The organism is bacterium (assembly GCA_035691305.1).
Classification (GTDB): domain Bacteria; phylum Sysuimicrobiota; class Sysuimicrobiia; order Sysuimicrobiales; family Segetimicrobiaceae; genus DASSJF01.
Window position 1 is genome coordinate 18,440 of record DASSJF010000061.1, and the last position, 24,516, is coordinate 42,955.

Below are 24,516 nucleotides of genomic sequence, written 5' to 3' on the forward strand. Positions count from 1 at the left end.
GAAATGTACGCTCTCAGTAATGTGTATGATTCTAAACATATAAATGTCTTAACTCAAAGTCGCCGGGTGCGGAGCCGGGCGGCGCACGTGACCGGCGATCGGCTGCCACCGCATCGGAGGATTTGCCGGAAGGTTGCGGGAACACGTCCACGATCGCGGGACCATCGATCGGGGCAGTGATCGCACTTTCGACGCAGCATAGAGGAGCCGATCGCACGGCGCACGTGTTTGCGATCGTCAACCAGAAGGGCGGCGTGGGGAAATCGACCACCGCCGTCAACCTCGGCGCCTCCCTCGCGTCGCTCGGCCACCGCATCCTCCTCGTCGACATGGATCCGCAGGGCAATTGTACGAGCGGCGCCGGCATCAGCAAGGCCGCGCTCGATGCGAGCACTTACGACGCCGTCGTGATGAACTCGCCGCTCGCCGGCGTTATCGTGCGCACGCCGACCGAGCGCCTCGAGATCGCGCCCGCGGACGCGCGCCTGGCGGCCGCCGAGGTCGAGCTCGTGCCGCAGATCGCGCGCGAGTCGAAGTTGAAGACCGCGCTCGCGGGCGTACGGGACCGGTACGACGTGATCCTCATCGACTGTCCGCCGTCGCTCGGCCTCCTGACCGTGAACGCGCTCACCGCCGCCGAGGCGTGTCTCATTCCCGTGCAGTGCGAGTACTACGCGCTCGAGGGGCTCACGCAGCTCGTCGAGACGATCGGCTTGGTGCGGCGCCACCTCAACCCCGGGCTGCGCGTGGCCGGCGTGCTGCTGACGATGGTCGATCCGCGCACGAAGCTCTCGGATCAGGTAGGCGAGGAGGTCCGGCGGCACTTCGCCGATCTGGTCTTCAAATCCGAGGTCCCGCGCAGCGTACGGCTGGCCGAAGCGCCGAGCTACGGTCAGCCCGTTTCAACCTACGCGCCTACGTCGCGCGGAGCGGCGGCGTACACCGCGCTCGCGGCCGAGGTCGCGGAGCGATTCGGCCTGGAGTGGCACCAGGCGGTCCATAGCGCGGCCGCGCCTGGACCGGACGCCGCACGCGAAGACATCGACGGGGAGCCTGTGCCGCCCGGGCTCAACCCAACCACTATCGGGAGGAGTGACGACTAATGATCAAGCGTGGTCTCGGACGGGGGCTCGACGCGCTGATTCCCGGCGCACTGGCGGAACCGGTCGGCACCGCCGCAGAGATCGACGTGTTCCGCATCTCCCCGAATCCGTTCCAGCCGCGCCGGGACTTTTCTGGCCGGGAGTTTGACGAGCTCGTGGCATCGGTACGCCGGCACGGCGTGCTCCAGCCGGTCATGGTGCGGCCCAAAGACACCGGGTATGAGTTGGTGGCCGGCGAGCGTCGTTGGCGCGCCGCGAAGGACGCAGGCCTCGTCACTATCCCTGCCGTCGTCAAGAGCGTGGCCGACCGCGAGATGCTCGAAATCGCGTTGATCGAAAATCTGAAGCGCACCGATCTCAACCCCATCGAGCGCGCGTTGGCGTACCGGCGGCTGTCGGATGACTTCCAGCTCACGCAGGACCAGGTTGCTGAAGCCGTCGGCTCAAGCCGTCCCGCGATCGCCAACACGCTTCGGCTGCTTGACCTCCCGTCCGAGGTCCAGTTGTCGCTCACAACTGGCCGGATCAGCGAGGGACATGGCAGGGCGCTTCTCATGGCGCCCGACCAGAAAGCCCTGCTAGAACTCTGGAAGCTGGTGGAGGAAAAGGCGCTCTCGGTCAGGGAGACAGAGGCGCTCGTCCAGGCGCGCGTCCGCCGCGTTTCACGTGAAACAACTGTCAGGCGCGGACGGCGGCGAGATCCTCAGATCGTTGACCTCGAAACCCAGCTGCGCGAGCGGTACACCACCACGGTGGCGATCCGCGGGAAGGGCTCCCTCGGCATCATCGAGCTCCGCTACTTTTCCAACCAGGATCTCGAGCGCCTGATCGACCTGCTCCTTCGCTAAACGCTGGTCACGTACTCAGGTTGCTCGGTCGCCTGCCTGGCGCGGGTTGCGAGGAGCCGTCTCATCGCTGCCGACAGGCGGCGCACACCCTCTGCCAGTAGCTCCTCCGGTTTGTCTGCAAATGACAGGCGCAGCCCGGACGGGGGCGGCGTGTGCGGCAGGAAGAGATCTCCGAGTCCGCACGCGACGCCTTCTTTGAGGGATTCGTTGAACGCCTCCCTTGCCGGAATCTCGGGGGGCAGCGTAACCCACAGGTTGAAGCCGGCCGCGGGGCGGCTCCAGGTAACGCCCGCCGGCATCGACGCCTCGAGCATTCGCAGCACCGTATCCCTCCGTCGGCGGTAAGTCTCTCTGGCTATTCGAAGATCCCGAGCGTACTGCTTGGATGACAGGTAACGCCACAACGTCCGCTGGATCAGCGGCGACGTGAACCGGTCCATGACCAACTTCGCCTCGATCAGGCGTGCCATGAGTGGACCATGGGCGACCACGCATCCGACCCGGAGCCCAGGAATGACCGTCTTCGAGAAGCTCCTGACGAACATCACGTGCCCACCCGAGTCGTAGGCTTTGACCGCGGACGGGGCATCCCCGTCGTAGGAGAACTCGCTGCAGATGTCATCTTCCAGCACGATAAGATTATGCTGCCTGGCGAGCGCGGCCAGCCGACGCCGCCTGTCATCGCTCATGACCGCACCCGTAGGATTCTGCGCGGTAGGGATCGTGTAGATAAGACGCGGCCGGTAGCGTTCGACGAGTGCCGCCGCCATCTCGACCCGCATCCCGTCTGAATCGACGGGCACGCCGACAAGGTTGACCCCGCGGCCTTCGAACACGTCCAGGGCCGTCGGGAACGTGGGGCTCTCGACGAGGACGTGATCTCCGGGCGCGAGGAGCGTTCTGGCCACGAGGTCGATCGCCTGCTGGGATCCGGACGTGATCAGCACATCGTCCGGCCTCGCCGTGATGCCGGTGGCGCCGCAATACTCGGCGATCCACCCTCTCAGGCTCAGATCTCCCTGGGGAGATCCGTACTGCAGGAATTTTGGATCTTCGACCGCAAGCGCACGGTGCCACATCCTGCCGAGCGCCCGTACCGGAAATAGTGTCGGATCCGGGATGCCGCCAGCCAGTGCGATCACGCTCGACCGAACCACAGGCCTAAGGAGCGCCTCCATCGCCGTTACCCGCGGAGACCGCATGTGTATCGGTACGGACGACTGCCACTCGGTCCCATCGAGGGTGTGGGCTGTTTCACGTGAAACAGCGGATGTCTGGGCCGCTGTCTGCGGTCCCCCCGCATACGTTCCACGGCCGACCGTGGCCTGGACGAGTCCATCCGCTGCCAGCACCTGGTACGCCTGGACGACGGTGATGAGGCTTACGTCGAGCCTCCGTGCGAGTTGGCGCACGGACGGGAGCCGCTCGCCCGTGCCGATCTGTCCAGATCGAATCATCGAGGCGATGCCCGCGTGGAGTTGCCGGTACAGAGGCGTCTCTGATTCCCGGTTTAACGCGAGGGATTCGTGCGCCATCATGTCACCTCTGCCTCGACGTATTCCATCCGGCCCCTAGTCCTGCCACGAATATGGCCGTGGAACGAGTGTTTCTAATAATATTGACCTGATTGTATCTCCGTAGTATGACGTATAGTACCATCATTACGGATTTAGTCAACTATTGTTACTAAGAACATATAGTATCTGGTGTGTAATCTGCTATTTTGGATTGTAGGCGGCTTTGCCAAACGAACTGGTTGCGGAGGCGAAGCGGAGTTGACGCGAGGCGAAGCATGGGCGCTCCTGGTGGCCGAGACGCCATCGGTGAATCTCCAGAAGCACATGCTGGCAGTTGAGGCTGTAATGCGGGCCTACGCCCGCCGGTTCGGCGAGGACGAGGAAACATGGGGGCTCGTCGGGTTGCTGCACGATCTCGACTACGAAAAGCACCCGTCGCAGGACGCCGGGCATCCCTTCGCCGGGGTCGAGCTCCTGCGAGAGCGGGGATTGCCGGAGCCGCTGTGTCGGGCGATCCTGTCGCATGCCGACTACAGCGGCGTGCCGCGCGAGAGCGAGATGGAGAAGGCGCTGTTCGCCGCCGACGAGTTGTCCGGTTTCGTCATCGCCGTGGCGCTCGTCCGGCCGTCGCGCGCGATCGGGGATGTGGACGTACCCGCCGTGCTCAAGAAGATGAGGGATAAAGCGTTCGCGCGGGCGGTGCGGCGTAACGACATCACCGCGGGCGCGAGCGGGCTCGGCGTTCCGCTCGAGGAGCACATCGGCGTCGTGATCGAGGCGCTTAAGGGCATCGCGCCGCAGTTGGGTTTGGAAGGCAGCCGCGCCGGTACCGCGGCCGGAAAGTAGCCGTCAGAAGAGGGAGGCAGGGCGATGGCAGAGGTTGGAACGGTCAAGCTGAAGCGAGGCCTGGCGCAGATGTTGAAGGGCGGCGTCATCATGGACGTGACGACCGCGGACCAGGCGAAGATTGCCGCAGACGCCGGCGCGTGCGCCGTCATGGCGCTCGAACGCGTGCCGTCGGACATCCGCAAAGAGGGCGGGGTTGCGCGCATGGCGGATCCGCTCAAGATCAAGGAGATCATGGAGGCCGTGACGATTCCGGTCATGGCCAAGGCGCGGATCGGTCACTTCGTGGAGGCTCAGCTGCTCGAGGCGCTCGGCGTCGACTACATCGACGAGAGCGAAGTGCTGACGCCGGCCGACGAGCGGTACCACATCAACAAGCACGTCTTCAAGGTGCCCTTCGTTTGCGGCTGCCGTGACCTCGGCGAGGCGCTGCGCCGCATCGGCGAAGGCGCCGCGATGATCCGCACGAAGGGCGAGGCCGGCACCGGCAACGTCGTCGAGGCCGTGCGGCACATGCGGGCGGTGACGGACGGCATTCGCATGCTGCAGGCCGCGCCTGAAGAAGAGCTGATGACCATCGCCAAGGAGCTGGGCGCGCCCTACGAGTTGGTGCTCGAGACGCGGTCGCTCGGCCGTCTCCCCGTCGTGAACTTCTCCGCCGGCGGCATCGCGACGCCGGCCGACGCCGCCTTGATGATGCAGCTCGGCTGCGACGGCAACTTCGTGGGCTCCGGCATCTTCAAGTCCGACAACCCGGCGAAGCGTGCCAAGGCGATCGTCGAAGCGACGACGCACTTCAAGGACGCCGACGTCATCGCGCGCGTGTCCGAAGGGATCGGCGAGGCGATGAAGGGCCTCGACGTCCGCAAGCTGCCCGAGGCCGAACTCCTGCAGACGCGGGGCTGGTAGATCTCGTGACGACGCAGGGCCCTTCCCGCAACGGCGCCGCGCCGAGGATCGGCGTGCTCGCGCTCCAGGGCGACGTGATCGAGCACGTCAAGATGCTGCGGGGACTCGGCGTCGAGGCGATCGAGATCCGTACCCCCGAGGACCTCGCACAGGTCGACGCGTTGATCATTCCCGGCGGCGAGTCGACCACGATCGGCAAGCTGGCGGTCGAGTACGGACTGGACAAGGCGATCCCGGCGCGGGTCAAAGACGGCATGCCCGTCTACGGCACCTGCGCCGGGATGATCGCCCTGTCGAAGCGGGCGAGCGGAGGGGAGCCGCCGCTGCTGCGCCTTATGAACATCACCGTCCGGCGCAACGCCTACGGCCGGCAGGTGGATTCGTTCGAAACCGATCTCGAGATCCCGGCGCTCGGCGGACGGCCCGTGCACGCGGTGTTCATCCGCGCGCCCGAGATCGAGACCGTGGGGCCCGGGGTCGAGGTGCTGGCGTCGCTCGACGGCCGGCCCGTGCTGGCGCGCCAGGGCAACATGCTGGTCTCCGCGTTTCACCCCGAGCTCACCGACGACGACCGCGTGCACCGCTACTTCCTCGAGATGCTCAAAAAGAAGGACTAAAGCGACCGAGCCCCAACGGCGCGCACGGCACGCGCTCATCGTGTCCACGCCGCTGCCGGTTCGGTAACCCCGCACGGCCGCCGGGGAAGGCGCCCCGGACGCTCCGCGCGAATAGCCGCTTGCGGGGGTGATGGACATGCGCACGGGTACGGTCGCTCGGTTCCTTGCGATCTCCGTCGTTCCGCTGCTGCTGTGGTCCGCGTGGGCGCCGGCGGCCGGGCAGGCGCGGGCCGGCGGCGCCATCCGCGTGGCGACCAACGCCGAACCGACGACGTTCGACTGGACGTCCTCGACCGCCACCGCGACGCGGCTCGTCGCATGGCACGTCTTCGAAGGCCTCTTCGCGATCGACCAGCAGTACGAGGTCCGCCCGCTGCTGGCGCAGGGCTACAGCGTGAGCGACGATGGCCTCCGCTACACGATCAAGCTGCGGCCCGGATTGAAGTTCCACAACGGCCAGCCGGTGACGGCCGACGACGTGATCGCCTCGCTCGCGCGCTGGGGTAAGCTGAGCGGCGGCGGCCAGGAGACGTTCAAGTACGTCAAGGGCCTGCGGGCGGTCGACGCCGGTACCGTTGAGATCACGCTCTCCGCGCCGTTCACGCCGCTCGTCACCAACCTCGGCGACCCGAAGCAGTCCGCGGTCATCGTTCCGAAGGCCATCGTCGAGCGCGCGGGTCTCAAACCGCTCGAAGAACTCGTCGGCACCGGACCCTATATCTTCAAGAAGTGGACCCCCGGCCAGGAGATCGTGCTCGCGCGCAACCCCGCCTACGCGCCGCGTACCGAGAACTGGGGCGGGATCACGGGACGCAAGGTCGCCTACGCCGACGAGATCCATTTCTTCCCGGTGACGGATCCCCAGGTGCGCCTCGCCGGGGTCTCGACCGGCCAGTACGACCTCGCCCTCGAACTGCCGCCCGACCTATACGCGAAGGTCCGCGCCGACCGGCGGCTGACGGCCGACATCGTGACGGTGTTCAGCTGGACCGGCGTCGTGTTCAATAAGGCCCGCGGGCCGTTCACGGACATGCGGCTGCGGCAGGCCGTCCTGTACGCGATGAAGGACGCGGACCTGATGGCCGCGGCCGCGGGGCCGAAGGAGTTCTGGCAGCTGGATCCGGGCCTCTTCTTCCCGGCGCAGCGCAATGTCTACAGCCGCGCGGGGGCGGACGTGTACAACCACCAGAACCTCGACAAGGCCAAGACGCTGCTGCGCGAGGCCGGCTACAAGGGCCAGAAGATCGTGGTCATGTCGACCAAGGACTACACCTGGAACAACAACACGGCCCAGGTGCTCGTCCCGGAGATGCAGGCGGCCGGCTTCACCGTCGACTCGCAGGTTTACGACTGGCCGACGCTGCTCAGCCGGCGGACGAAGCCGGAGATGTTCGACATCTTCCTCACCGGGTTCTCGCCCTCGATCGATCCGACCGGCGTGATCTTCTTCGGCAAGACGTGGCCGGGCTGGTACAAGAGCGACGCGCTCGACGCCGCGCTCGCGCAGTGGGGCCGTACGCCCGTGACCGACTCGGCGGCACGGCACAAGATCATGGATCAGATTCAGACGATCTTCTACACGGAGGTGCCGGTCGCGAAGGTCGGCAACCAGTACGGACTCGAGGTCTACAACGACCACCTGCAGGGGTACGCCGGCTACTTCGATGTCCGTTTCTGGAACACGTGGGTGACGCACTGAAGGCAGGCGCGGCCGCCGCGGACTGACCGCATGCTTCGGTACGCCGCCGGACGGGTGCTGGCGCTCGTGCCGGTGCTCGCCGTCGTCGGCGTCACCGTCTTCCTGCTGATCCATCTGACCCCGGGCGATCCGGCGGCCGTGATCCTCGGCTCGGACGCCTCGCCCGGGCAGGTCGCCCAACTGCGGACCGCGCTCGGCCTCGACCGGCCGCTCTACGTGCAGTTGGCGCTTTGGTTCGAGCGGGTGCTGCGCGGCGACCTCGGCACGTCGATCTTCCTCCGCCAGTCCGTCACGCGCGCGATCTGGGACCACCTCGGGCCGACGGCCAGCCTGACCGCGCTGGCCGAGCTGCTGGCGCTCGCCGTGGCGCTGCCGTCCGGCATCCTCGCGGCCTGGAAGCGGAACACCCGGTTCGACCAGGGCTTCATGATGCTGGTGCTGCTCGGCGTATCCGTCCCGTCTTTCTGGACCGGCCTCAACCTGATCGCGCTCTTCGCCGTGGCGGTGCGCCTCTTTCCGGTCGCCGGCTATGTGCCGCCCTCGCAGGGCGTCGGCCTCTGGCTCGCGAGCCTCATCCTGCCGGCGGTCGCGCTCGGCTTCACCCAGGCCGGCCTCGTCGCGCGGATGGCGCGGGACACGACCATCGACGTGCTGGCCGAGGACTACATCCGCACCGCGCGCAGCAAGGGCGTCCGCGAGCGGCGCGTGCTGACCCGCCACGCCTTCCGCAACGCGCTCATCCCCACGATGACCGTCGTCGGGACGAGCCTCGCCAACCTGCTCGGCGGCGCCGTCGTCGTCGAGACGGTGTTCGTCCTTCCGGGCATCGGCAACCTGATCGTGCAGTCGATCAGCCGCCGCGACTACCCGGTGATCGAGGGCGTGGTGCTGTTCGTGGCGCTCGTCTACGTCGTCGTGAATCTCGGGGTCGACCTGCTGTACGCGGCGCTCGACCCCCGGATCACCTACTGACGGCGGCCGGGTGATGGGCGCGTTCCTCCGGGCGCTCGCCCGGCGGCGACCGGTCGCGGCGGCGGCGCTCGCGGTGCTGGCGGCCGTCGCGCTCGCGGCGCTGCTCGCGCCGGTGCTCGGCCTGCCGGCGCCCGACGCGATCGAGATGGCGGCGCGGCTCTCGCCGCCGGGATCGGGTCATCCGTTCGGTACCGACAACTTCGGCCGGGACATCCTGAGCCGCGTGGTCTACAGCGGCCGCGTGTCGTTGCTCATCGGGCTCGGCGTGATGGCGGCCAGCACGGCCGCGGGCACGGCGACCGGGCTCGCGTGCGGCTATTACCGGCGCGTCGACGCCGTCGCGATGCGGGTCCTCGACGGGCTGATGTCGTTTCCGGCGATCCTGCTGGCGCTCGCGCTCGTCGCGGCGCTCGGGGTCGGCGCGCGCAACGAGATCATCGCGATCGCGCTCGTGTATTTCCCGCGAACGGCGCGGATCGTGCGCGGGTCGACCCTCCAGCTGAAGCAGCGGGCGTTCGTCGAGGCCGCGGTGGCCCTCGGCGAGGGCGACGGCCGGATCCTCGCCGTGCACATCTTGCGAAATGCCCTCACGCCGCTGATCGTGCAGTCCACGTTCGTGTTCGCGGAGGCGATCCTCGCGGACGCGGCGCTGTCGTTTCTCGGGCTCGGCGTGCGGCCGCCGGCCCCGACGTGGGGCAACATGCTCGACGACGCGCACATCTACATCGAGACCGCGCCGTGGTTCGTCGTCTTTCCGGGCGTCGCGATCGTCCTGACGGTGCTCTCCCTCAACCTGGTCGGCGACGCGCTCCGCGACCTCGCGGATCCGTTCGCGGTGGCCGCGCGGCGGGGCTCCTCGCGCGCGGCACGCGCCGGCGGGACGCCCGGGCGAGGACTTCCGGAGCCCGCGCAAGAATAGCGCGCCCAGCGACATGGCCCGGCCCCTCAGCATCTCCGCCGCCGGCGACGCCCTCATCACGCAGCGCATCGCGTCTCGTGGTCCCGGCTTCCTCCGCCTCGCGGAGATGATCCGCTCCGCCGACGCGCGCTTCGTGAACTTGGAGGGCACGCTGCACGATTTCGAGGGCCATCCCCAGGCGACGAGCGGCGGGACCTACGTCTGCGGCTCGCCGCTGATCGTCGACGACCTCAAGGCCGTGGGCTTCAACCTGTACTCCGTCGCCAACAACCACATGACCGACTGGGGCGAAGGCGGCATCTTCGGCACGCTCGCCACCCTTGACCGTGCGGGGGTCGTGTACGCGGGCCTGGGGCGCCACCTTGCCGAGGCGCGCACCCCGCGATACCTCGAGACGCCGGCGGGGCGCGTCGCGCTACTCGCGCTGACGAGCACGTTCCCGCCGGGCGCGTACGCCGGCGAGCAGCGGCCGGACTGCCAGGGCCGGCCGGGCATCAACCCCCTGCGCTTTGACACGACGATCGCCGTCGACCGCGCGACGCTCGACACGCTGGCCGGCATCGACAAGCGCGTGCACTTCAGCGCGCCCCGGCAGCACTCGGTGCAACTGGGCTTCCTGCGCCCGGATCCGGAGGGTATCACCAACCTCTTCGGCCAGCGCTTCACGGTCGGGGATCCGCCGGGCATCCGCACCGAGCCGCACGCGGCCGATCTGGCCGGCAACCTCGCGTGGATCCGCGACGCGCGGCGCCAGGCCGAGTGGGTCGTGATGAGCGTGCACGCGCACGAATCGGAGAACGGCGTGCACGAGCAGCCGGCGCAGTTCATTCCCGCGTTCTGCCGCGCCGCGGTCGAGGCCGGCGCCGACATCGTGATCGGGCACGGCCCGCACATCCTGCGCGGGATGGAGATCCATCGCGGCAAACCGATCTTCTACAGCCTCGGCAACTTCGTCTTCCAGAACGAAACCCTGTGGCGGCAGCCCCAGGACTTCTACGAGCGCCTCGGGCTCCCGCCGACGGCCACGCCGGCCGACCTCTTCGATGCGCGCGGGGCGCGCGGCGGCTTCGCGGCGGACGCGGCCTACTGGGAGAGCGTGGTCCCGATGGTGCGGTTCGACGGCGAGCGCCTGACGGAGATCCGGCTCTACCCCGTGACCCTCGGGCACGGCCTGCCGCGGTGGCAGCGGGGCAACCCCGTGCTGGCGGCGGCCGAGCCGGGACGCGCGATCATCGAGCGGGTGGCGCGCCTCTCGCCGTCATGCCGGATCAAGTGGGACAACGACGGTTTCGGAGCAGTGGCAGTCTAGCCGGTTAGCGCAGCCAGCCCCTCGCGGCGCCAAACAGCAGGATGATCCCGAGGACCACGCGGTACCAGGCGAACACCCACGCGGTGTGGTCGCGCAGATACCGCACGAGAAACGCCAGCGCGAAGTACGCGGCCAGCGACCCGGACGCCAAGCCCAGCAGCAACAACTCCCACCCGTGGGCCCCGAGCCCGGCCTTGCGCAGCTGCCACAACTCGTAGAGGCCCGCCAGCACGATCGCCGGCACGCCCAGCAGGAACGAGAACCACGCGGCCGTGGCGCGCTCCATCCCGAGCCCGAGCGCCGCGGTCAAGGTCGAGCCGGAGCGGGATACTCCCGGGATCAGCGCGAACGCCTGCGCGATCCCGACCCAGATGCCGTCGGCCGTGGTGAGATCGTTCCACTTGCGCCGGCCGCCGCGGCGGTCGTGCTGGCCGTACCGCTCCGCGAGCGCCAGCAGAACGCCCATCACGATGCACGCCCAGCCGATGACCGCGATGCCCCGCAGCGGCGAATCGCACTGGTTGAGGCGCTTCTGGAGCACGAGGCCGGCGACGCCGATCGGAATCGTGCCGATCACGATGCCGGCCGCCATCCGCAGCGAGTGATCGCGCCAGTTGTTGCGGCCGAGCGCGGACGTCGCCTCGCGCGTCACGCGCGTCACGTCGGGCCACAAGAACGTGAGCACGGCGACGAGACTCGCGAGCTGCATCGCGGCCGAAAACGCGGAGCCCGGATCCGGCCATCCCAGCAGCGCCGGCACGATGCGGAGGTGCGCCGTGCTGCTGATCGGCAGCAGTTCCGTGATGCCCTGGACGATCCCGAGGATGAAGACCTTCCACGCCCCGAGGTTCACGAAGTTGATGCTGATTTGGGCGGCCTGCGCGCACGGGTTGGGCGTCACGGCGCACCGAAGCACGGAGAGGAGGACATGCCGAAGCAATTTCGCGCCGGTCTCGACGCCGCCCTCCCGAAATTCCAGGACCCGGCGGCGTTCGATCCGAACGAACCGGTCGACGCCTTCCCCGCCGAGAGAAAGGAGCCGACATGTCTGAGTATTTCGCGACCCGGAAGATCGGCGACGCCGTCGTTACCGTCATCTCCGAAGGCACGCTGCGGTGGGCCCCAAAGTTCGCGATCTCCGAGGACGAACGCCGCCGCGCGATGCCGGACGCGGACGGCGAGGGCAGGCTGACGCTCGGCCTCAACCTGGCGTTCGTCCGCCTCGGCGCCCATTCGATTTTGATCGATCCCGGGTGCGACGACCCGTCGTCCGTCTGGTCCCGCGAGTTCGCGGCCAAGTGGCCGGGCCTGACGCGCACGGACGGTGTCGAAGCGGCGTTGCGACACCTCGGGGTCTCGCCCGACGACATCACGCACGTCCTGATCACACACGCTCACGAGGATCACTACGCGGGCGTGGCGATGGAGCGGGGGAACGCGCTGACGCTGCGCTTCCAGAACGCGCGCCACGTGGTCGGGCGCCGCGACTGGGAGGAGCATCCGTCGCGCAGCCAGCCGGACAGCCCGCTGAATCAGCGTCTCGGGCTCGCGGCCCGCCGGCGCGTCTTGGAGACGGTGGACCACGAGCGCGAGGTGGAGCCCGGTGTGACGATGTACGCGTCGCCCGGCGAGACGCCGGGGCACTGCACCGTGCGTATCACGTCTCGGGGGAAGCGATTCTACTACCTCGGCGACCTGTTCCACGTGCCGGGCGAGGTCGAGCACGTCGAGTGGGCCCCGCCGAATCGGGACATCGCCGCGCTCGCCGAGTCCCGGCGCCGGCTGCTCGGCGAAGCGACCGACCAGGACAGCGTACTCGTGTTTTCACACGACCGATTTCCGGCGTGGGGCCGGATCGCGCGCGCAGACGGCGGGTACCGCTGGCGATCGGACTGAGCTAGGCGTTCCGCCGCCCGGCCGCGGCGCGGATCGCCCGCCACACCCGGTCGGGCGTCATCGGCATCCCGACGTCCTCGACGCCGAGCGGCCGCAGCGCGTCGTGCACCGCGTTCACGAGCGCCGGCGGTGCGCCGATGCACCCGGATTCTCCGATGCCCTTCGAGCCGAGCGGATTGAGCGGCGACGGCGTCTCCTGCATTGCCGAGACGATCGTCGGCAGATCGGCCGCGGTCGGCGCGGCGTAGTCCAGGAGAGAGCCCGTGAGCGGCTGGCCGTCGTCGCCGTACACGACCTGCTCGAGCAGCGCCTGGGCGAAGCCCTGCGCCACGCTGCCGTGCACCTGGCCCTCGACCAGCAGCGGATTGACCACCCGCCCGCAGTCGTTCACCGCGACGTACGACAGCACCGTGACGCCGCCGGTCTCGAGGTCCACCTCGGCGACCGCGACGTGGGCGCCGGACGGCGTCATGACGCGCTCGGACTCGAACTTGACGCTCGCCTCGATCGGCTCGCCGGCCCGCTGCGCGATCTCGCGGAAGGTCACCGCCCGCTTTGGCACGCCCCGCACGCCGGCGCGGCCGCGCTCGAGCACGATGTCGCGCGGCGCCGCCTCGAGCAGCCGGGCGGCCGCGGCGACGATGCGCTTCCGGACCTCCGACGCCGCGGCCGCGATCGCCGACCCGCCGAGTGAAAGCGACCGGCTCCCGAACGTGCCGACCCCTTCCGGGATCGCGTCGGTGTCGCCGTGGAGCACGGTGATCTCCTCCGGCGCGAGCCCGAGCCCGTCCGCGAGAATCTGGCTGAACGCCGTGGCGAGCCCCTGGCCGTGCGGCGATGACCCGGTGACGGCGGTGACCCGGCCGGACGGCTCGAGCCGTACGATCGCCGTCTCCCACATCTCCCCGCCGCCCGCGGTCTCGATCCACGTGCTGAGCCCGATGCCGAGCGGCGGCCCGCCGTCGCGGCGCCGTTTGGCCTGCTCCCGCCGCCACCGCTCGTAGCCGGCGAGGTCGAGCGCCCGGCTGAGCAGGGACGGATAGTCGCCGGAATCATAGACGAGCTCGGTCGGGCTCTTGTACGGGAACTTGTCGATGAAGTTCCGCCGGCGCACGTCGGCGGGGTCGAGGCCGAGGCGCGCCGCCAACAGATCCATCAGGCGTTCAATATAATAGGCACCTTCCGGACGTCCCGCGCCGCGGTACGGGCCGTGCGGGACCTTGTTGGTGGCGAGACCCCTGAGGTGCAGGCGCACGTTGCGGATCCGGTACGCGCCGAGGCCCACGAGGGTCGTGAGCGTCGGGATCAGCGCCGTGACGGAGTAGCAGTACGCGCCGAGGTCGGAGAGGATGTCGCCGTCCACCGCGGTTACGGTGCCGTCGGCCTTGGCCGCCAGGCGGAACCGCGCGCGCTGTCCTCGGCCCTGGACGGTGACCCGCAAATTCTCCAGCCGATCCTCGGCCCAGGCGACGGGCCGTCCGAGGCGCCGGGCCAGGTGCGCGGCGAGCGCTTCCTCCGGGTAGTCCATGCCTTTGACGCCGAAGCCGCCGCCGACGTCCGGCGCGATCACGCGAACCTTCTCCGGTTCGACGTCCAGGATCTCGGCGAGCGCCTCGCGCGCGCCGTGCGGCGACTGGGTGGAGAGTGTGATCTCGAACCGTCCGGTCCCGGCGTCGTACCGCGCGACCACGCCGCGGCACTCGAGCGGCATCCCGGCGAGGCGAGGCTGTTCGAACGTCGCCTCGACGATCGCGGCCGCGTCGCGAAACGCCGCCTCGGGGTCGCCGGCCCGCACCTCGCGGGTAAAGACGACGTTGCCGCCGTACGCCGCGTGCAGAACCGGTGCGTCGGGCGCGAGCGCGGCGTCGACGTCGACGACCGCGCGCAGCGGCTCGTACTCGACGCGTACCGCGTCGGCCGCATCCTCCGCCGCGTACCGGCTGTCCGCCACGACCACCGCGACCGGCTGGCCGACGTAGCGGACCGCGCCGTCGGCGAGAAGCGGGTGAGCCGCGTGCGCCACCGTCGGGGGTACCGGCACCGGCGGAATCCTCGGCACGGTCGCGCCGAAATCCAGGGCCGTCAGCACCGCCGCCACGCCGGGCATGGCGCGCGCCGGCCCGGCGTCGACGTGGACCACGCGGGCGTGGGCGTGCGGCGAGCGGACGACGGCCGCGTGCAGCGTGCCGGGGAGCCGGATGTCGTCGAGGAACCGGCCGGCGCCGGTCAGGAGGCGCCGGTCCTCCCGGCGCCGCAGCGGCGTTCCGACGTACGCCACCGGGCCTACGCGGAACCTTTGGTGCGGGTTGCCATGATCCCGGCGACGGCCGCGTGACCGGCCCCGCCATCCGCGGTCAGGCCTTCGTAGACGCCGGCCTGGTCGCCCGCGGGGCGATTTTGGCTCATCTTCCACTTGCCTTCGAGCCGGGTGATCCGCATCGTAAATCCGACGATGCCCCGCAACATGCCGGCGATGAAGCCCTCCGGGGCGTCGCCGACCGCCCACGGGGCCGGCCGGGCCGCTTCGTGCGTCTCGGTCAGCCGGCGCACATGCCGGCGGAGCAGCTCGGGATCGTCGAAGATCCGAACCTCACCGTGTGCGTGGATTGCGAGATAGTTCCACGTCGGCACCACCTTGCCGGTCTCTCGTTTCGTCGGATACCAGGACGGGGTGATGTAGGCGTTCGGGCCCAGAAACATCGCGAGGGCCTGCGCGCCCGCCTGCATCGCGCGCCACTGGGGATTCGCCCTGGCGAGGTGTCCCTGCAGCGTGCCGAACGGCTCCGGCTCCGGATCGACGAGCAGCGGCAGGTGGCTCGCCTCGAGCCCTTCGGCCCCCGCCGTCACAACTGTCCCGAACCCGAGCCGCCGGATGGCGTCGTGCAGCACGGGCACACGCTCCTCTTTGAAGTGCGCCGGCACGTACATGGGAGGATCCCTCCTGAACGATCAGCCGTTGGAATCGTTGGACTCCACGCGGAACGCTCCCTTCCACGCGGCCAAGTCTCACCCCGAGCGCGCCAGGAACGACGCCCGCATCGCCCGGATCTCGGCGGCCGCCTCGTCGACGGCTTTCCCGAGCGCGTCACGGTCGCCCGAAGGTACCGCGATCGGCTCGCCGACGCAGAGTGTGACCGGCCGGTGCCGGGGAATGATCCGGCCGAGCGGCAGCGCATCGTCGGTGCCGACGATCGCGATCGGCACGATCGGCGCGCCGGTCCGCGCGGCGAGCATCGCGGCCCCGCGATGAAACGCGCGTGCCTCCCCTGCTTGGGGAATCCCGCCCTCCGGGAACACGATCAGCCAGGCGCCCGCGCGGAGCGCCTCGGTGGCGCGGCGCAGCGCCGTCGTGTCGATCGCCCGGCGCCGCAGCGGGATCGCCAGCGGCCCGTAGAGCCGCATCACCCAGGAGACGACCGGCATTCTCCACAGCTCTTCCATCGCGAGAACCGCCGGTTTGCGCGGGAGCGCGAGCGGCAGCACGATGGGATCCAGCCAGCTGACGTGGTTGGCGACGAGGACGGCGGGGCCGGACACGGGGAGCCGTTCGAGGCCGACCGCCCGAAGCGGGAACATGAGGCGCGCGAGACCGCGCACCGCGCCTCGGATCAGCCGATACACGGGACTATCCAATCTCCGACCAGCATACGCGGCGCGGTACGGTCGCGCAAGCGGATCCGCGGCGCGCGCGGGTGTTCGGCAGGGAGCGTGCGCCGCCGCCGAAGAAGAACGGCGACGGCGGATTCGGCCAAAGGGGTGAGGCGCGTGCCGGCGTGGGACCTGAGCGTTGCGGGCAAGGCTGCCGTCGTCACGGGGGCGGGCAGCGGGATCGGGCGGGCCACGGCGCTCGCGCTCGCGGCCGGCGGCGCCGCGCTCTGCGCCGTCGATCTGCGGCCGGATACGGCCCGCGCGGTCGCGGGAGAAATCGAGCGCGCCGGAGGCCGCGCCATCGCGGCCGGCGGCGACGTGAGCAAGTCCGAAGACGTGCAGCGGTTCATCGGTGAGGCCGTGCGCGGCCTCGGGCGCCTCGACATCCTCGTCAACAACGCCGGGCTCCAGTACATCGCGCCGATCCACGAGTATCCGGAAGAAAAGTGGAATCTGCTGATCGGCGTGATGCTAACGGGGACGTTTCTTTGTACCAAGTACGCGCTGCCGCACATGATGAAGAATCGCTGGGGGCGTGTCCTCAACCTGGCGTCGATCCACGGCGTGGTCGCGTCGCCGTTTAAGAGCGCGTACACCGCCGCCAAGCACGGCATCGTGGGGTTCACGCGGTGTCTTGCGCTGGAAGTGGGAGGGCACGGCATCACCGCGAACGCCATCTGTCCGGCCTACGTGCGCACGCCGCTCGTAGAGGGGCAGATCGCGGACCAGGCCAAGGTGCACGGCATCTCCCCGCAGCAGGTCGTGGAGAAAATCATGCTCGAGCCCGCCGCGGTCAAGCGCCTCCTGGAACCGGATGAAATCGCCGGCGCCATACGTTATCTCTGCAGTGACCTCGCGGGCGGTGTTACCGGCACGACGTTTCTCGTCGACGAAGGCTGGACCGCCCACTAGGCGGCGCGTATTGCGGCCGGCGCCCAAGCCGGCAGGAGGTTCAGGTGCGAGACGGCCGGTCGGCGCTTTGGGGTCCCGCCCCTCCATCGCCATGAGCACCATCGCGTTCCGGGACGTGACCAAAGCCTATCCGGGCGCTCCCGGCCCGGTGGTCGACCGCGTGACGTTCGACGTCCCGGAAGGCGGCATCTGCATGCTGCTCGGCACGTCCGGCGCCGGCAAGACGACGTTGCTTCGCATGGTCAACCGCCTCATCGAGCCCACCGCGGGCGCGATTCTGATCGACGGCCGCAACATTCTCGAGGAAGACCCGATCGCGCTGCGGCGGCGCATCGGCTACGTCATCCAGCAGGCCGGCCTCTTTCCGCACATGACCGCGGCGGAGAACGTGCGCGTTACCGGCGAGGTCGCCGGCCGCCCCAAGGACGAGATGATCCGCCGCGCCGACGAGCTGCTGGCATTCGTGGGCCTCGATCCCGCTCTATACCGAGGCCGCTACCCGCGCCAGCTCTCCGGCGGCGAGCAGCAGCGCGTCGGGATCGCGCGGGCGCTCGCGACGGACCCGGCGATTCTCTTGATGGACGAGCCGTTCGGCGCACTCGACGCGATCACTCGGAGCCGCATGCAGGCCGAACTCCTTCGCATCCAGCGCGGCGTGCGCAAGACCGTCGTGTTCGTCACGCACGATGTGGACGAAGCGTTTCGGCTCGGGTCCCTCATCGCGGTGATGTCGGAAGGACGCCTCGTGCAGGCCGGTACCCCGGCCGAGCTCCTCACACGCCCCGCGGACGATTTCGTCCGGCGTCTGCTCGGCACGGACGCCGTCCTCCGCCAGCTGGAGTACCTGCCGGTCACCGTGGCAGTGGGGCCCGGCGGCGGCAGCCAGGCCGGACGCGCGGCGCCGCCGCTCCGTCCGGACGCGACCTTGCTCGAGGCGCTGCTCGCACTGCTCGAAACCGGCGTCCCGGCGCTTCCCCTCGACGGCAACGGCGTCGGGCCGCCACGGTACGTCACGCTGGCCGCGATCGCGCGGGAGATCGCCGCGCTGAGGCGGGCGGGGCGTCCCGCCGCCGGCTGAGGGCCCGTGCGATTCCTGCTGAATCCTGCGAGCTACGCGCTCGGCGACCCCTCGAGCGTGCCCAACCTGCTCATGCAGCACCTCGTCATCGTCGGAATCGCGATGGGCATTTCCGTCGTGATCGCGCTGCCGCTCGGGGTGCTGGTCGCGCGCTACCGCACGCTCTACCTGCCGGTGGTCGGCGTGGCGGGCCTGTTCTATACGATTCCGGGCCTCGCGCTGCTGGCCGTGCTCGTGCCGGTCACGGGACTCGGCACGACGACGATCGTCGTGCCGCTCGTCCTCTACGCTCAGCTGGTCCTGATCCGCAACACGGCGGCGGCGATCCAGTCCATCGATCCGCTGCTGCTCGAGGTCGGGCGCGCGATGGGCATGAGCCGCGGGCAGCTGCTGCGTCGGGTCGTCACGCCGCTCGCGCTGCCCCTCGTCATCGCCGGCGTCCGCGTCGCGACGGTGACGACGATCGGCATCGCCTCGCTCGCGTCGCTGGTCGGCGCCGGCGGGCTGGGCGACCTCATCTTCAGCAGCATCCAGAACGCCAACTACGACGAGGTTTTCGCCGGCGGCCTCGTCGTCGGCGCGGTCGCCGTGGCCGCCGACCTGCTGCTGCTGGGCGTGGAAACGGCCGCCGGGCGCTGGCGGAGCACGCCGGTGTCCCGCTGATGGCCGCGCTCCTGCGCTTCGTCGCGAGCCCCGGCGCCGATTACGCCGGCCATACGGTCCAGTACCTCACGCTGTGCGGAGCCTCGCTCGCCGCGGCCGTTGTCATCGGCGTCGCGGCCGGGACGCTGGCCGCCGGCCGGCCGGCCTTCGCCTTCGTCGCGACCAACCTCAGCGGCATGATGCGGGCGATTCCCATCATCGCGTTCCTGGCGTTTGCGATCCCTTATCTCGGATTGGGCTTCATCCCCGCCTTCGTCGCGCTTACGGTTCTCGGGATCCCGCCGGTGCTGTTGAATACCAGCGCCGGGCTGCGCGGCGTCGATCCGGCCGCGGTGGACGCCGCCCGCGGCATGGGCATGACCAACCGGCAAATCGCCGTCCGGATTCAGGCGCCGCTCGTCCTCCCCGTCATCGCCTCCGGCGCCCGCACCTCCGCCGTGCAAATCATCGCGACGGCGACCTTGGCCGCGATCATCGGCGCCGGGGGATACGGCGACTATATCCTGTCCGGGCTGTATCAGGTCGACATGACACAGATCCTGGCCGGCACGATACCCGTGTCGGTGTTCGCGCTCGGCGCGGAGCTGGGTCTCGGGGCGGCGGAGCGCGCGCTCACGTCGCCCGGACTGCGGACGCGCGCGTTCGAATGACGGCGTTGGCGTAGAGGTCCGGCACTGAAAGGAAGCGGTGAAACCGAGAAGGGAGATGGCACAATGATGAAGTGGAGATCCGGAGTTTTCCTGGGACAACTGCTGGCGGTGCTCGTGATCGGCGCGTTGATGATCGCCATCGTGCCGGGCATCAGCCCGGGCGCGGCGGCGGGCAAACCCCACCTCACCGTGGGCGGCAAGAACGACACCGAGGCGCAGCTGCTGACCAAGCTGTACGTGCTGCTGCTCCGCAAAGCGGGGTTCGACGTCACCGAAAAAGCGAAGCTCGGCACCAACGACATCGTCCACAACGCGATCACAAGCGGCCAGATCGACCTGTACCCCGAGTTTACGGCGACGGGACTGGCGCGCCTCAAGCTCAAGACCACGCACAACGACCAGAAGGATTACGAGATTGTGAAGGCCGGCTACCAAAAGCAGTTCCACATCACGTGGCTCGCGATGTCGCCGCTGAACGATACCTACGGGATCTGCACGACGCAGGCGAAGGCCGGCAAGCTCGGGACGAAGATCAGCCAACTGGCCGAGACGGCGCCGAAGCTCACGGTGGCGTCGCCGCCCGACGGCACGAGCGATCCGAACGTGCTTCCCGGGATGAAGGCGGCGTACGGCTTCACGTTTGGGAAGACCGTCGTCCTCGACGAGTCGCTGACCTTCACCGCCGTCCAGCAGGGCCGGGCCGATGTGAACGTGTGCTACACGACGATCGCCCTGATCCCGAAGAACCACTTTGTCCTGCTCGACGACGACAAGAATCTGTTCCCGATCTATCATCCGGCGCCGATCGTGCGCGACGATACCCTGAGCAAAGCGCCCGGCATCGCAACCGCGCTTGATCCGCTGGCCCCGAAGCTGACCACGGAGGTCAGCCAGCGGCTGCAACTCGAGGTCGTGAACGGCTCGTCGGTAACCAACACCGCGACGAACTGGCTCAAGAGCATCGGGATGCTCTGAGAAACCTCGCATGCGCCTGGCCGACAAGATCTGCCTGATCACCGGCGCCGGTTCGGGAATCGGCCGCGCGAGCGCGCTCTTGTTCGCGCGCGAGGGCGGCGCGGTGCTCGTGGCGGACGTGGACGGGCAGGCGGGCGAACGGGTGGCCGCCGAGATCGCCGGGTCCGGCGGCCGGGCCCTCGCCGTCCGCACCGATGTGACGGATCAGGCGCAGTGCGAGCGCGCCGTCGGGCTGGCCCTCGAGCGGTGGGGCCGGCTCGACGTGCTCTTCAACAACGCCGGGATCGGCGCCGTCGGCAGCGCGCACGACGAGCCGCTCGAGCAATGGGACCGCGTGATGAACGTCAACGTCCGCGGCGTGTTTCTGATGTGCCGGGCGGCCCTGCCGCCGATGATGGAACGGCGCGGCGGCTCGATCATCAACATGTCCTCGGCGATCGCCCATACGGGGCTTGCGCGCCGGATGTCCTACGCCGCGTCCAAGGGCGCGGTGCTGGCGTTGACGCGGTGCATGCAGGTCGATTACGCGCCGTACCACATCCGGGTCAACGCGCTCATGCCCGGCACGATCCACACGCCGCTGGTGGAGCGGTACCTGCGGGCGAATTACCCGGATTACGAGAAAGGCCTCGCCGATGTCCGCGCGCGCCAGCTGACCGGAGACCTGGGTGCCCCGGAGGAGGTGGCGGCGGCGGCGTTGTTCCTCGCCGGCGACGAGTCGCGGCTCGTCATGGGCGCCGGGCTGATCGTCGACGGCGGGCTGACCGCCGGGCGCTGAGCGCGGCGCGGGATGAATCGCCCCCCGCGGCCCCGAAGCGAGCGGTAGACAACGCAATCTCCCCCGGAGGTGCCGCGGCCATGGGCAAGTATCGTCTGCAGGACATGTCGTGGGTGGAAGCTCAGGAGGCGTTCCGCCGGTCGGATACGGTGATCTTTCCGGTCGGTACGCTGCACGGCCACGGCCCGAGTCCAATCGGCATCGACGCGATCTCCGTCGACGCGATCGCCGACCGCGTCGGCAGGCAGACCGGCATGATGGTCCTGCCGACGCTCGTCTACGGCGAAGACGACAAGATGCGCGACTACCCGGGATCGCTCGCGATCAGCCAGAGCACGATGGAGGCGTTCTGCACGGACATCTTCCGCAGCCTCCACCATAACGGCGTGCGCAAGGTGATCGCGTTGAACGGCCACGGCGGCAACCGCGAGCCGCTCGTCCGTGCGGGCCGCAACGTCCGCGAACTCGACATGCTGGTCCCGATCGTCGAGTGGTGGAACATCACGAAACGCCTCCAGCCCGACCTGTGCACGGACGGCACGCACATCGTCGAGCTGGCCGTCGCGCTCGCCGCCGGCGGCACCGAGGTCGCCGACATCCGGAGCGGCGGCTACAAGGGAGAGTGGGGGACGCAGCCCCCGCTTCGAAAGGTGTTCGGCGAGGCGATCAAGCCGCTCGGGTTCAACAACTTCGAGTTCGGCGGCGCGCCGGTGATCATCCCCGTGGACGCCTGGGACATCGATATCGCAAGCCCGCCGGAAGTGAACAAGAACGATCTCGAGGCGCTGCGCCGCCGCGGCGAGCAGATCATCGACCGGGCGGTCGAGTACGTGATCGCGTTTGCCGCGGAACTTCATAAAGTGGACGTGGCCAGGGCCCTCAAGCAGTAAGCCGGCGCCGCCTCGGGGCCAGGCGCCGACGGTGAACGTGCACCGTCGGCACGCCCCCCTTGGGGGGGAGGTCTTGGTGTCCGCCTAGAATATCCTGATCGCGCGCGCGCCGGCGGCCAGCTTCGGCGGCGGGATTTCTTCCACGAGTTCTTCATGAGATCTTCACCCGCGACTGGTACGCTTGCTCTCGGTTGCTGCCGGGCGCCCGGTTGTCTCTGTTCCCCCCTTCCAGGCAGCAGACCCGACAGACGGCCGCGGGACCACCCGAACGACCCACCGCGGCCGTCACCCGCCGGGCGCCCGGTCAGGATCCTGTCACGTACGATCCGATGTTCATAGTCATCACCCGCTCCGGCCGCGTGTGCCTGCGAACACTCGCCCGCGCGGCCCGATTTCATGATTTATTCATCAGTTATTCAACCGCGACCGCTAAGCTACAGATACAACGGAGCGCGAGCGCCCGCGCGCATCGCGACTCGGATTGGAGGTCCGGATGCGGAAGTCGGTCGCACTCGTACTGGGGGTGCTTGTGCCGCTGCTCGGGCTGGCCGGCGTGGGGAGCGCGCAGTCCACTGTGCAGGTCCAGGGCACGATCCAGGCGGTCGACTGCCAGGCTCAAACTCTCGTCGTCGCCACCCCGACCTCCACCAACACGATCGCGGTCGTCCCATACACCGCGGTCCTCGTCGATTCTCGAGCCGTCTCACTGTGCGACCTCCAACAGTACGTCGGCAGCCCGGCGACGATCTGGCTGGTGCCGAGCGGCAACGAGTTCATCGCGACCCGCATCGACACCACCGCGCAGGCCTCCGTCGCGCCGGTGGCGCTGTCGGCCCAACAGGAAGCCGTGGCTCCGCTCCCGCTCGTGGGCATCGTGCTCGGCACGATCGTGCTCGCGGGCCTTATCTATCTGCTGGTCCGCGACGGCGATCACTACTACCGGTATCCGTATTACGGCGAGTATTACCGTCACTATTATCGGCCGGAATACCGGTCGTACGTCGGGTGGTATCCCGTTTCGTGTCCCGTAGTCTACGCCGCGGCGCCGCTCGGCGGCGTGGTACTCGGCGTCACGGTCTTCAGCGGCGTCGACTATCTGCTCGTGCGCGACCGAGACGGTCGCTACGAACGCTATCCGTATTACGGACCATACCGCGCGTACTACTACCGGCCGGAGTATCGAGCGTACGGCGGATCATTCCGCGGCGATGCGCCCGTGCACTACGGCGACACGCGGGGCACGACCGTCTATCAGCGGCCGCCGCAATACCAGCCGCCGCAGCACCAATACCAGCAGCCGTACAACAACCAGTATCAGCGGCCGCCGCAGTATCAGCAGTATCAACAGTACGCGCCCGTCCAGAACCGGGGCGGTGGATCTCGAGGCCGCGACACGCGGCAGGTGTGCCAATCGAACGGGCAGGGGCAGTCGTGCTCGGACGGGGCGCATAACCGCTAAGCGATCGGCGTAGAGCAGGGGGCATCTTGACGGTGGCGGGCCGGCCGGCCCGCCACCGCCGGGTTATCCGGCGAGAATCGCGGCGGGCTCAGAACTCCCGATAGGCGATCGCTTCAGTGTTCTTCTTCGGGCATAACCCCGCCGGAGGCCGGGGCCAGGCGGACGTGGAAGCGAATCGCATGGACGCGCGCTTCGCCGCGTACGTGCTCGTGGCCGCGGTGCTCATCGTCACGCCGGGACCGGATATGGCGCTCGTCGCGCGCAACGCCTTCCGCGGCGGCACGCGCGCCGCCCGCGCCACCGCCTTCGGCGTCGGCGTGGGAATTCTGTTATGGGGATGCGCCTCCGCCGCGGGGCTCGCCTCGACGCTCGCCGCGTCGGCCACGGCGTACGGCGCCCTCAAGCTGGCGGGCGCGCTGTTTCTCGTCTTCTTCGGCATCCGGAGCCTGCTCGGCGCCGCCCGTCAGGCGGGCCGCCCGTCCGGACCGGCTCAGGTCCGCGTTCCCGCGGGGCCGCTCCTCACTCCCGCGCGCGCGTTCGTCCAGGGGCTCGCCGGCAACCTGCTCAACCCCAAGGCCGGCGCCATCTTCGTCGCCGTGGTGCCGCAGTTCACGGCGCCGGGCGATCCGCCGGCGCGGCTGGCGGCCATGGTCGCCGCCTTCGTCGTCATGGTCACGGTCTGGCTGAACGTTTACGGTGTGCTGATCGCGCGGGCGTCCGCGCGATTCGGTCCGCGCTTCCGCCGCGCGCTGGACGCCGCCGCGGGCGTGGTCATGACGGCCCTCGGCGCCCGTCTGGCGTTCGAGCGCCGCTGACCGCGGCGGGCGG

General features: G+C 69.1%; 24 protein-coding genes. 19 read left to right on the forward strand and 5 right to left on the reverse strand.

Annotated features, from left to right (window positions below):
- Positions 1-224 precede the first annotated feature (224 nt).
- The gene (locus tag VFL28_10870; protein HET7265161.1) at positions 225-1,103 is read left to right on the forward strand and encodes a ParA family protein; all 879 of its coding nucleotides are present in this window, start codon (positions 225-227) and stop codon (positions 1,101-1,103) included.
- Positions 1,103-1,951 carry a ParB/RepB/Spo0J family partition protein gene (locus VFL28_10875; protein ID HET7265162.1) on the forward strand — a complete coding sequence of 283 codons (849 nt, stop codon included), beginning with the start codon at positions 1,103-1,105 and terminating at the stop codon, positions 1,949-1,951. The genes VFL28_10870 and VFL28_10875 overlap by 1 nt, the downstream gene beginning before the upstream one ends.
- Here the strand turns inward: VFL28_10875 and VFL28_10880 are convergent.
- A complete protein-coding gene (locus VFL28_10880; protein ID HET7265163.1) occupies positions 1,948-3,489 on the reverse strand; it encodes a PLP-dependent aminotransferase family protein in 1,542 nt (513 codons plus the stop codon). The genes VFL28_10875 and VFL28_10880 overlap by 4 nt on opposite strands.
- Positions 3,490-3,726: 237 nt before the next feature.
- Here VFL28_10880 and VFL28_10885 point away from each other — a divergent pair, with 237 nt between their 5' ends.
- From VFL28_10885 to VFL28_10915, 7 genes are all read left to right on the forward strand, one after another.
- The gene (locus VFL28_10885; protein HET7265164.1) at positions 3,727-4,314 is read left to right on the forward strand and encodes an HD domain-containing protein; all 588 of its coding nucleotides are present in this window, start codon (positions 3,727-3,729) and stop codon (positions 4,312-4,314) included.
- Between the two features lie 24 nt (positions 4,315-4,338).
- Positions 4,339-5,223, forward strand: coding sequence for a pyridoxal 5'-phosphate synthase lyase subunit PdxS (gene pdxS, locus VFL28_10890; GenBank protein HET7265165.1), 885 nt, complete (start codon positions 4,339-4,341; stop codon positions 5,221-5,223).
- 5 nt (positions 5,224-5,228) lie between these two features.
- Positions 5,229-5,840, forward strand: a complete 612-nt coding sequence (pdxT, locus tag VFL28_10895) for a pyridoxal 5'-phosphate synthase glutaminase subunit PdxT (protein ID HET7265166.1) — start codon at positions 5,229-5,231, stop codon at positions 5,838-5,840.
- A 136-nt stretch (positions 5,841-5,976) separates the two neighbouring features.
- Positions 5,977-7,539, forward strand: coding sequence for an ABC transporter substrate-binding protein (locus tag VFL28_10900; GenBank protein HET7265167.1), 1,563 nt, complete (start codon positions 5,977-5,979; stop codon positions 7,537-7,539).
- A gap of 30 nt (positions 7,540-7,569) precedes the next feature.
- Positions 7,570-8,511, forward strand: a complete 942-nt coding sequence (locus VFL28_10905; GenBank protein ID HET7265168.1) for an ABC transporter permease — start codon at positions 7,570-7,572, stop codon at positions 8,509-8,511.
- 13 nt (positions 8,512-8,524) lie between these two features.
- Positions 8,525-9,430, forward strand: coding sequence for an ABC transporter permease (locus VFL28_10910; protein ID HET7265169.1), 906 nt, complete (start codon positions 8,525-8,527; stop codon positions 9,428-9,430).
- A 13-nt stretch (positions 9,431-9,443) separates the two neighbouring features.
- Positions 9,444-10,739 (forward strand): CapA family protein, encoded by a 1,296-nt coding sequence (locus VFL28_10915; GenBank protein ID HET7265170.1) that lies wholly within the window; start codon positions 9,444-9,446, stop codon positions 10,737-10,739.
- A 4-nt stretch (positions 10,740-10,743) separates the two neighbouring features.
- Here VFL28_10915 and VFL28_10920 read toward each other — a convergent pair whose 3' ends face one another.
- The gene (locus VFL28_10920; GenBank protein ID HET7265171.1) at positions 10,744-11,640 is read right to left on the reverse strand and encodes an undecaprenyl-diphosphate phosphatase; all 897 of its coding nucleotides are present in this window, start codon (positions 11,638-11,640) and stop codon (positions 10,744-10,746) included.
- 143 nt (positions 11,641-11,783) lie between these two features.
- Between VFL28_10920 and VFL28_10925 the strand changes: the two genes are divergently transcribed.
- Positions 11,784-12,635, forward strand: a complete 852-nt coding sequence (locus VFL28_10925) for an MBL fold metallo-hydrolase (GenBank protein HET7265172.1) — start codon at positions 11,784-11,786, stop codon at positions 12,633-12,635.
- A 1-nt stretch (position 12,636) separates the two neighbouring features.
- On the opposite strand, the gene VFL28_10930 is transcribed toward VFL28_10925, so the two are convergent.
- The 3 genes from VFL28_10930 to VFL28_10940 all read right to left on the reverse strand — a co-directional run bounded on the left by VFL28_10930 (position 12,637) and on the right by VFL28_10940 (position 16,256).
- Positions 12,637-14,913 (reverse strand): xanthine dehydrogenase family protein molybdopterin-binding subunit, encoded by a 2,277-nt coding sequence (locus tag VFL28_10930; GenBank protein ID HET7265173.1) that lies wholly within the window; start codon positions 14,911-14,913, stop codon positions 12,637-12,639.
- A 5-nt stretch (positions 14,914-14,918) separates the two neighbouring features.
- Positions 14,919-15,563 (reverse strand): FMN-binding negative transcriptional regulator, encoded by a 645-nt coding sequence (locus VFL28_10935; GenBank protein HET7265174.1) that lies wholly within the window; start codon positions 15,561-15,563, stop codon positions 14,919-14,921.
- A gap of 78 nt (positions 15,564-15,641) precedes the next feature.
- Positions 15,642-16,256 carry a lysophospholipid acyltransferase family protein gene (locus VFL28_10940; protein ID HET7265175.1) on the reverse strand — a complete coding sequence of 205 codons (615 nt, stop codon included), beginning with the start codon at positions 16,254-16,256 and terminating at the stop codon, positions 15,642-15,644.
- Positions 16,257-16,400: 144 nt separating this feature from the next.
- On the opposite strand from VFL28_10940, the gene VFL28_10945 reads away from it, so the two are divergent.
- The 9 genes from VFL28_10945 to VFL28_10985 all read left to right on the forward strand — a co-directional run bounded on the left by VFL28_10945 (position 16,401) and on the right by VFL28_10985 (position 24,503).
- On the forward strand, positions 16,401-17,195 hold the full coding sequence (locus VFL28_10945; protein HET7265176.1) for a 3-hydroxybutyrate dehydrogenase: 795 nt from the start codon (positions 16,401-16,403) through the stop codon (positions 17,193-17,195).
- Between the two features lie 91 nt (positions 17,196-17,286).
- Positions 17,287-18,273, forward strand: coding sequence for an ATP-binding cassette domain-containing protein (locus tag VFL28_10950; protein HET7265177.1), 987 nt, complete (start codon positions 17,287-17,289; stop codon positions 18,271-18,273).
- A gap of 6 nt (positions 18,274-18,279) precedes the next feature.
- Positions 18,280-18,936: an ABC transporter permease gene (locus VFL28_10955; protein ID HET7265178.1), complete on the forward strand. Its 657-nt coding sequence runs from the start codon at positions 18,280-18,282 to the stop codon at positions 18,934-18,936.
- Entirely contained in the window at positions 18,936-19,586 is a 651-nt protein-coding gene (locus VFL28_10960) for an ABC transporter permease (GenBank protein ID HET7265179.1), read from the forward strand. The genes VFL28_10955 and VFL28_10960 overlap by 1 nt, the downstream gene beginning before the upstream one ends.
- Positions 19,587-19,649: 63 nt before the next feature.
- A complete protein-coding gene (locus tag VFL28_10965) occupies positions 19,650-20,561 on the forward strand; it encodes a glycine betaine ABC transporter substrate-binding protein (protein ID HET7265180.1) in 912 nt (303 codons plus the stop codon).
- Positions 20,562-20,571: 10 nt separating this feature from the next.
- Entirely contained in the window at positions 20,572-21,339 is a 768-nt protein-coding gene (locus VFL28_10970; GenBank protein HET7265181.1) for a glucose 1-dehydrogenase, read from the forward strand.
- A gap of 80 nt (positions 21,340-21,419) precedes the next feature.
- The gene (locus VFL28_10975) at positions 21,420-22,229 is read left to right on the forward strand and encodes a creatininase family protein (GenBank protein ID HET7265182.1); all 810 of its coding nucleotides are present in this window, start codon (positions 21,420-21,422) and stop codon (positions 22,227-22,229) included.
- A gap of 493 nt (positions 22,230-22,722) precedes the next feature.
- The gene (locus tag VFL28_10980) at positions 22,723-23,688 is read left to right on the forward strand and encodes a hypothetical protein (protein HET7265183.1); all 966 of its coding nucleotides are present in this window, start codon (positions 22,723-22,725) and stop codon (positions 23,686-23,688) included.
- A 179-nt stretch (positions 23,689-23,867) separates the two neighbouring features.
- The gene (locus VFL28_10985; protein ID HET7265184.1) at positions 23,868-24,503 is read left to right on the forward strand and encodes a LysE family translocator; all 636 of its coding nucleotides are present in this window, start codon (positions 23,868-23,870) and stop codon (positions 24,501-24,503) included.
- Positions 24,504-24,516: the final 13 nt, after the last annotated feature.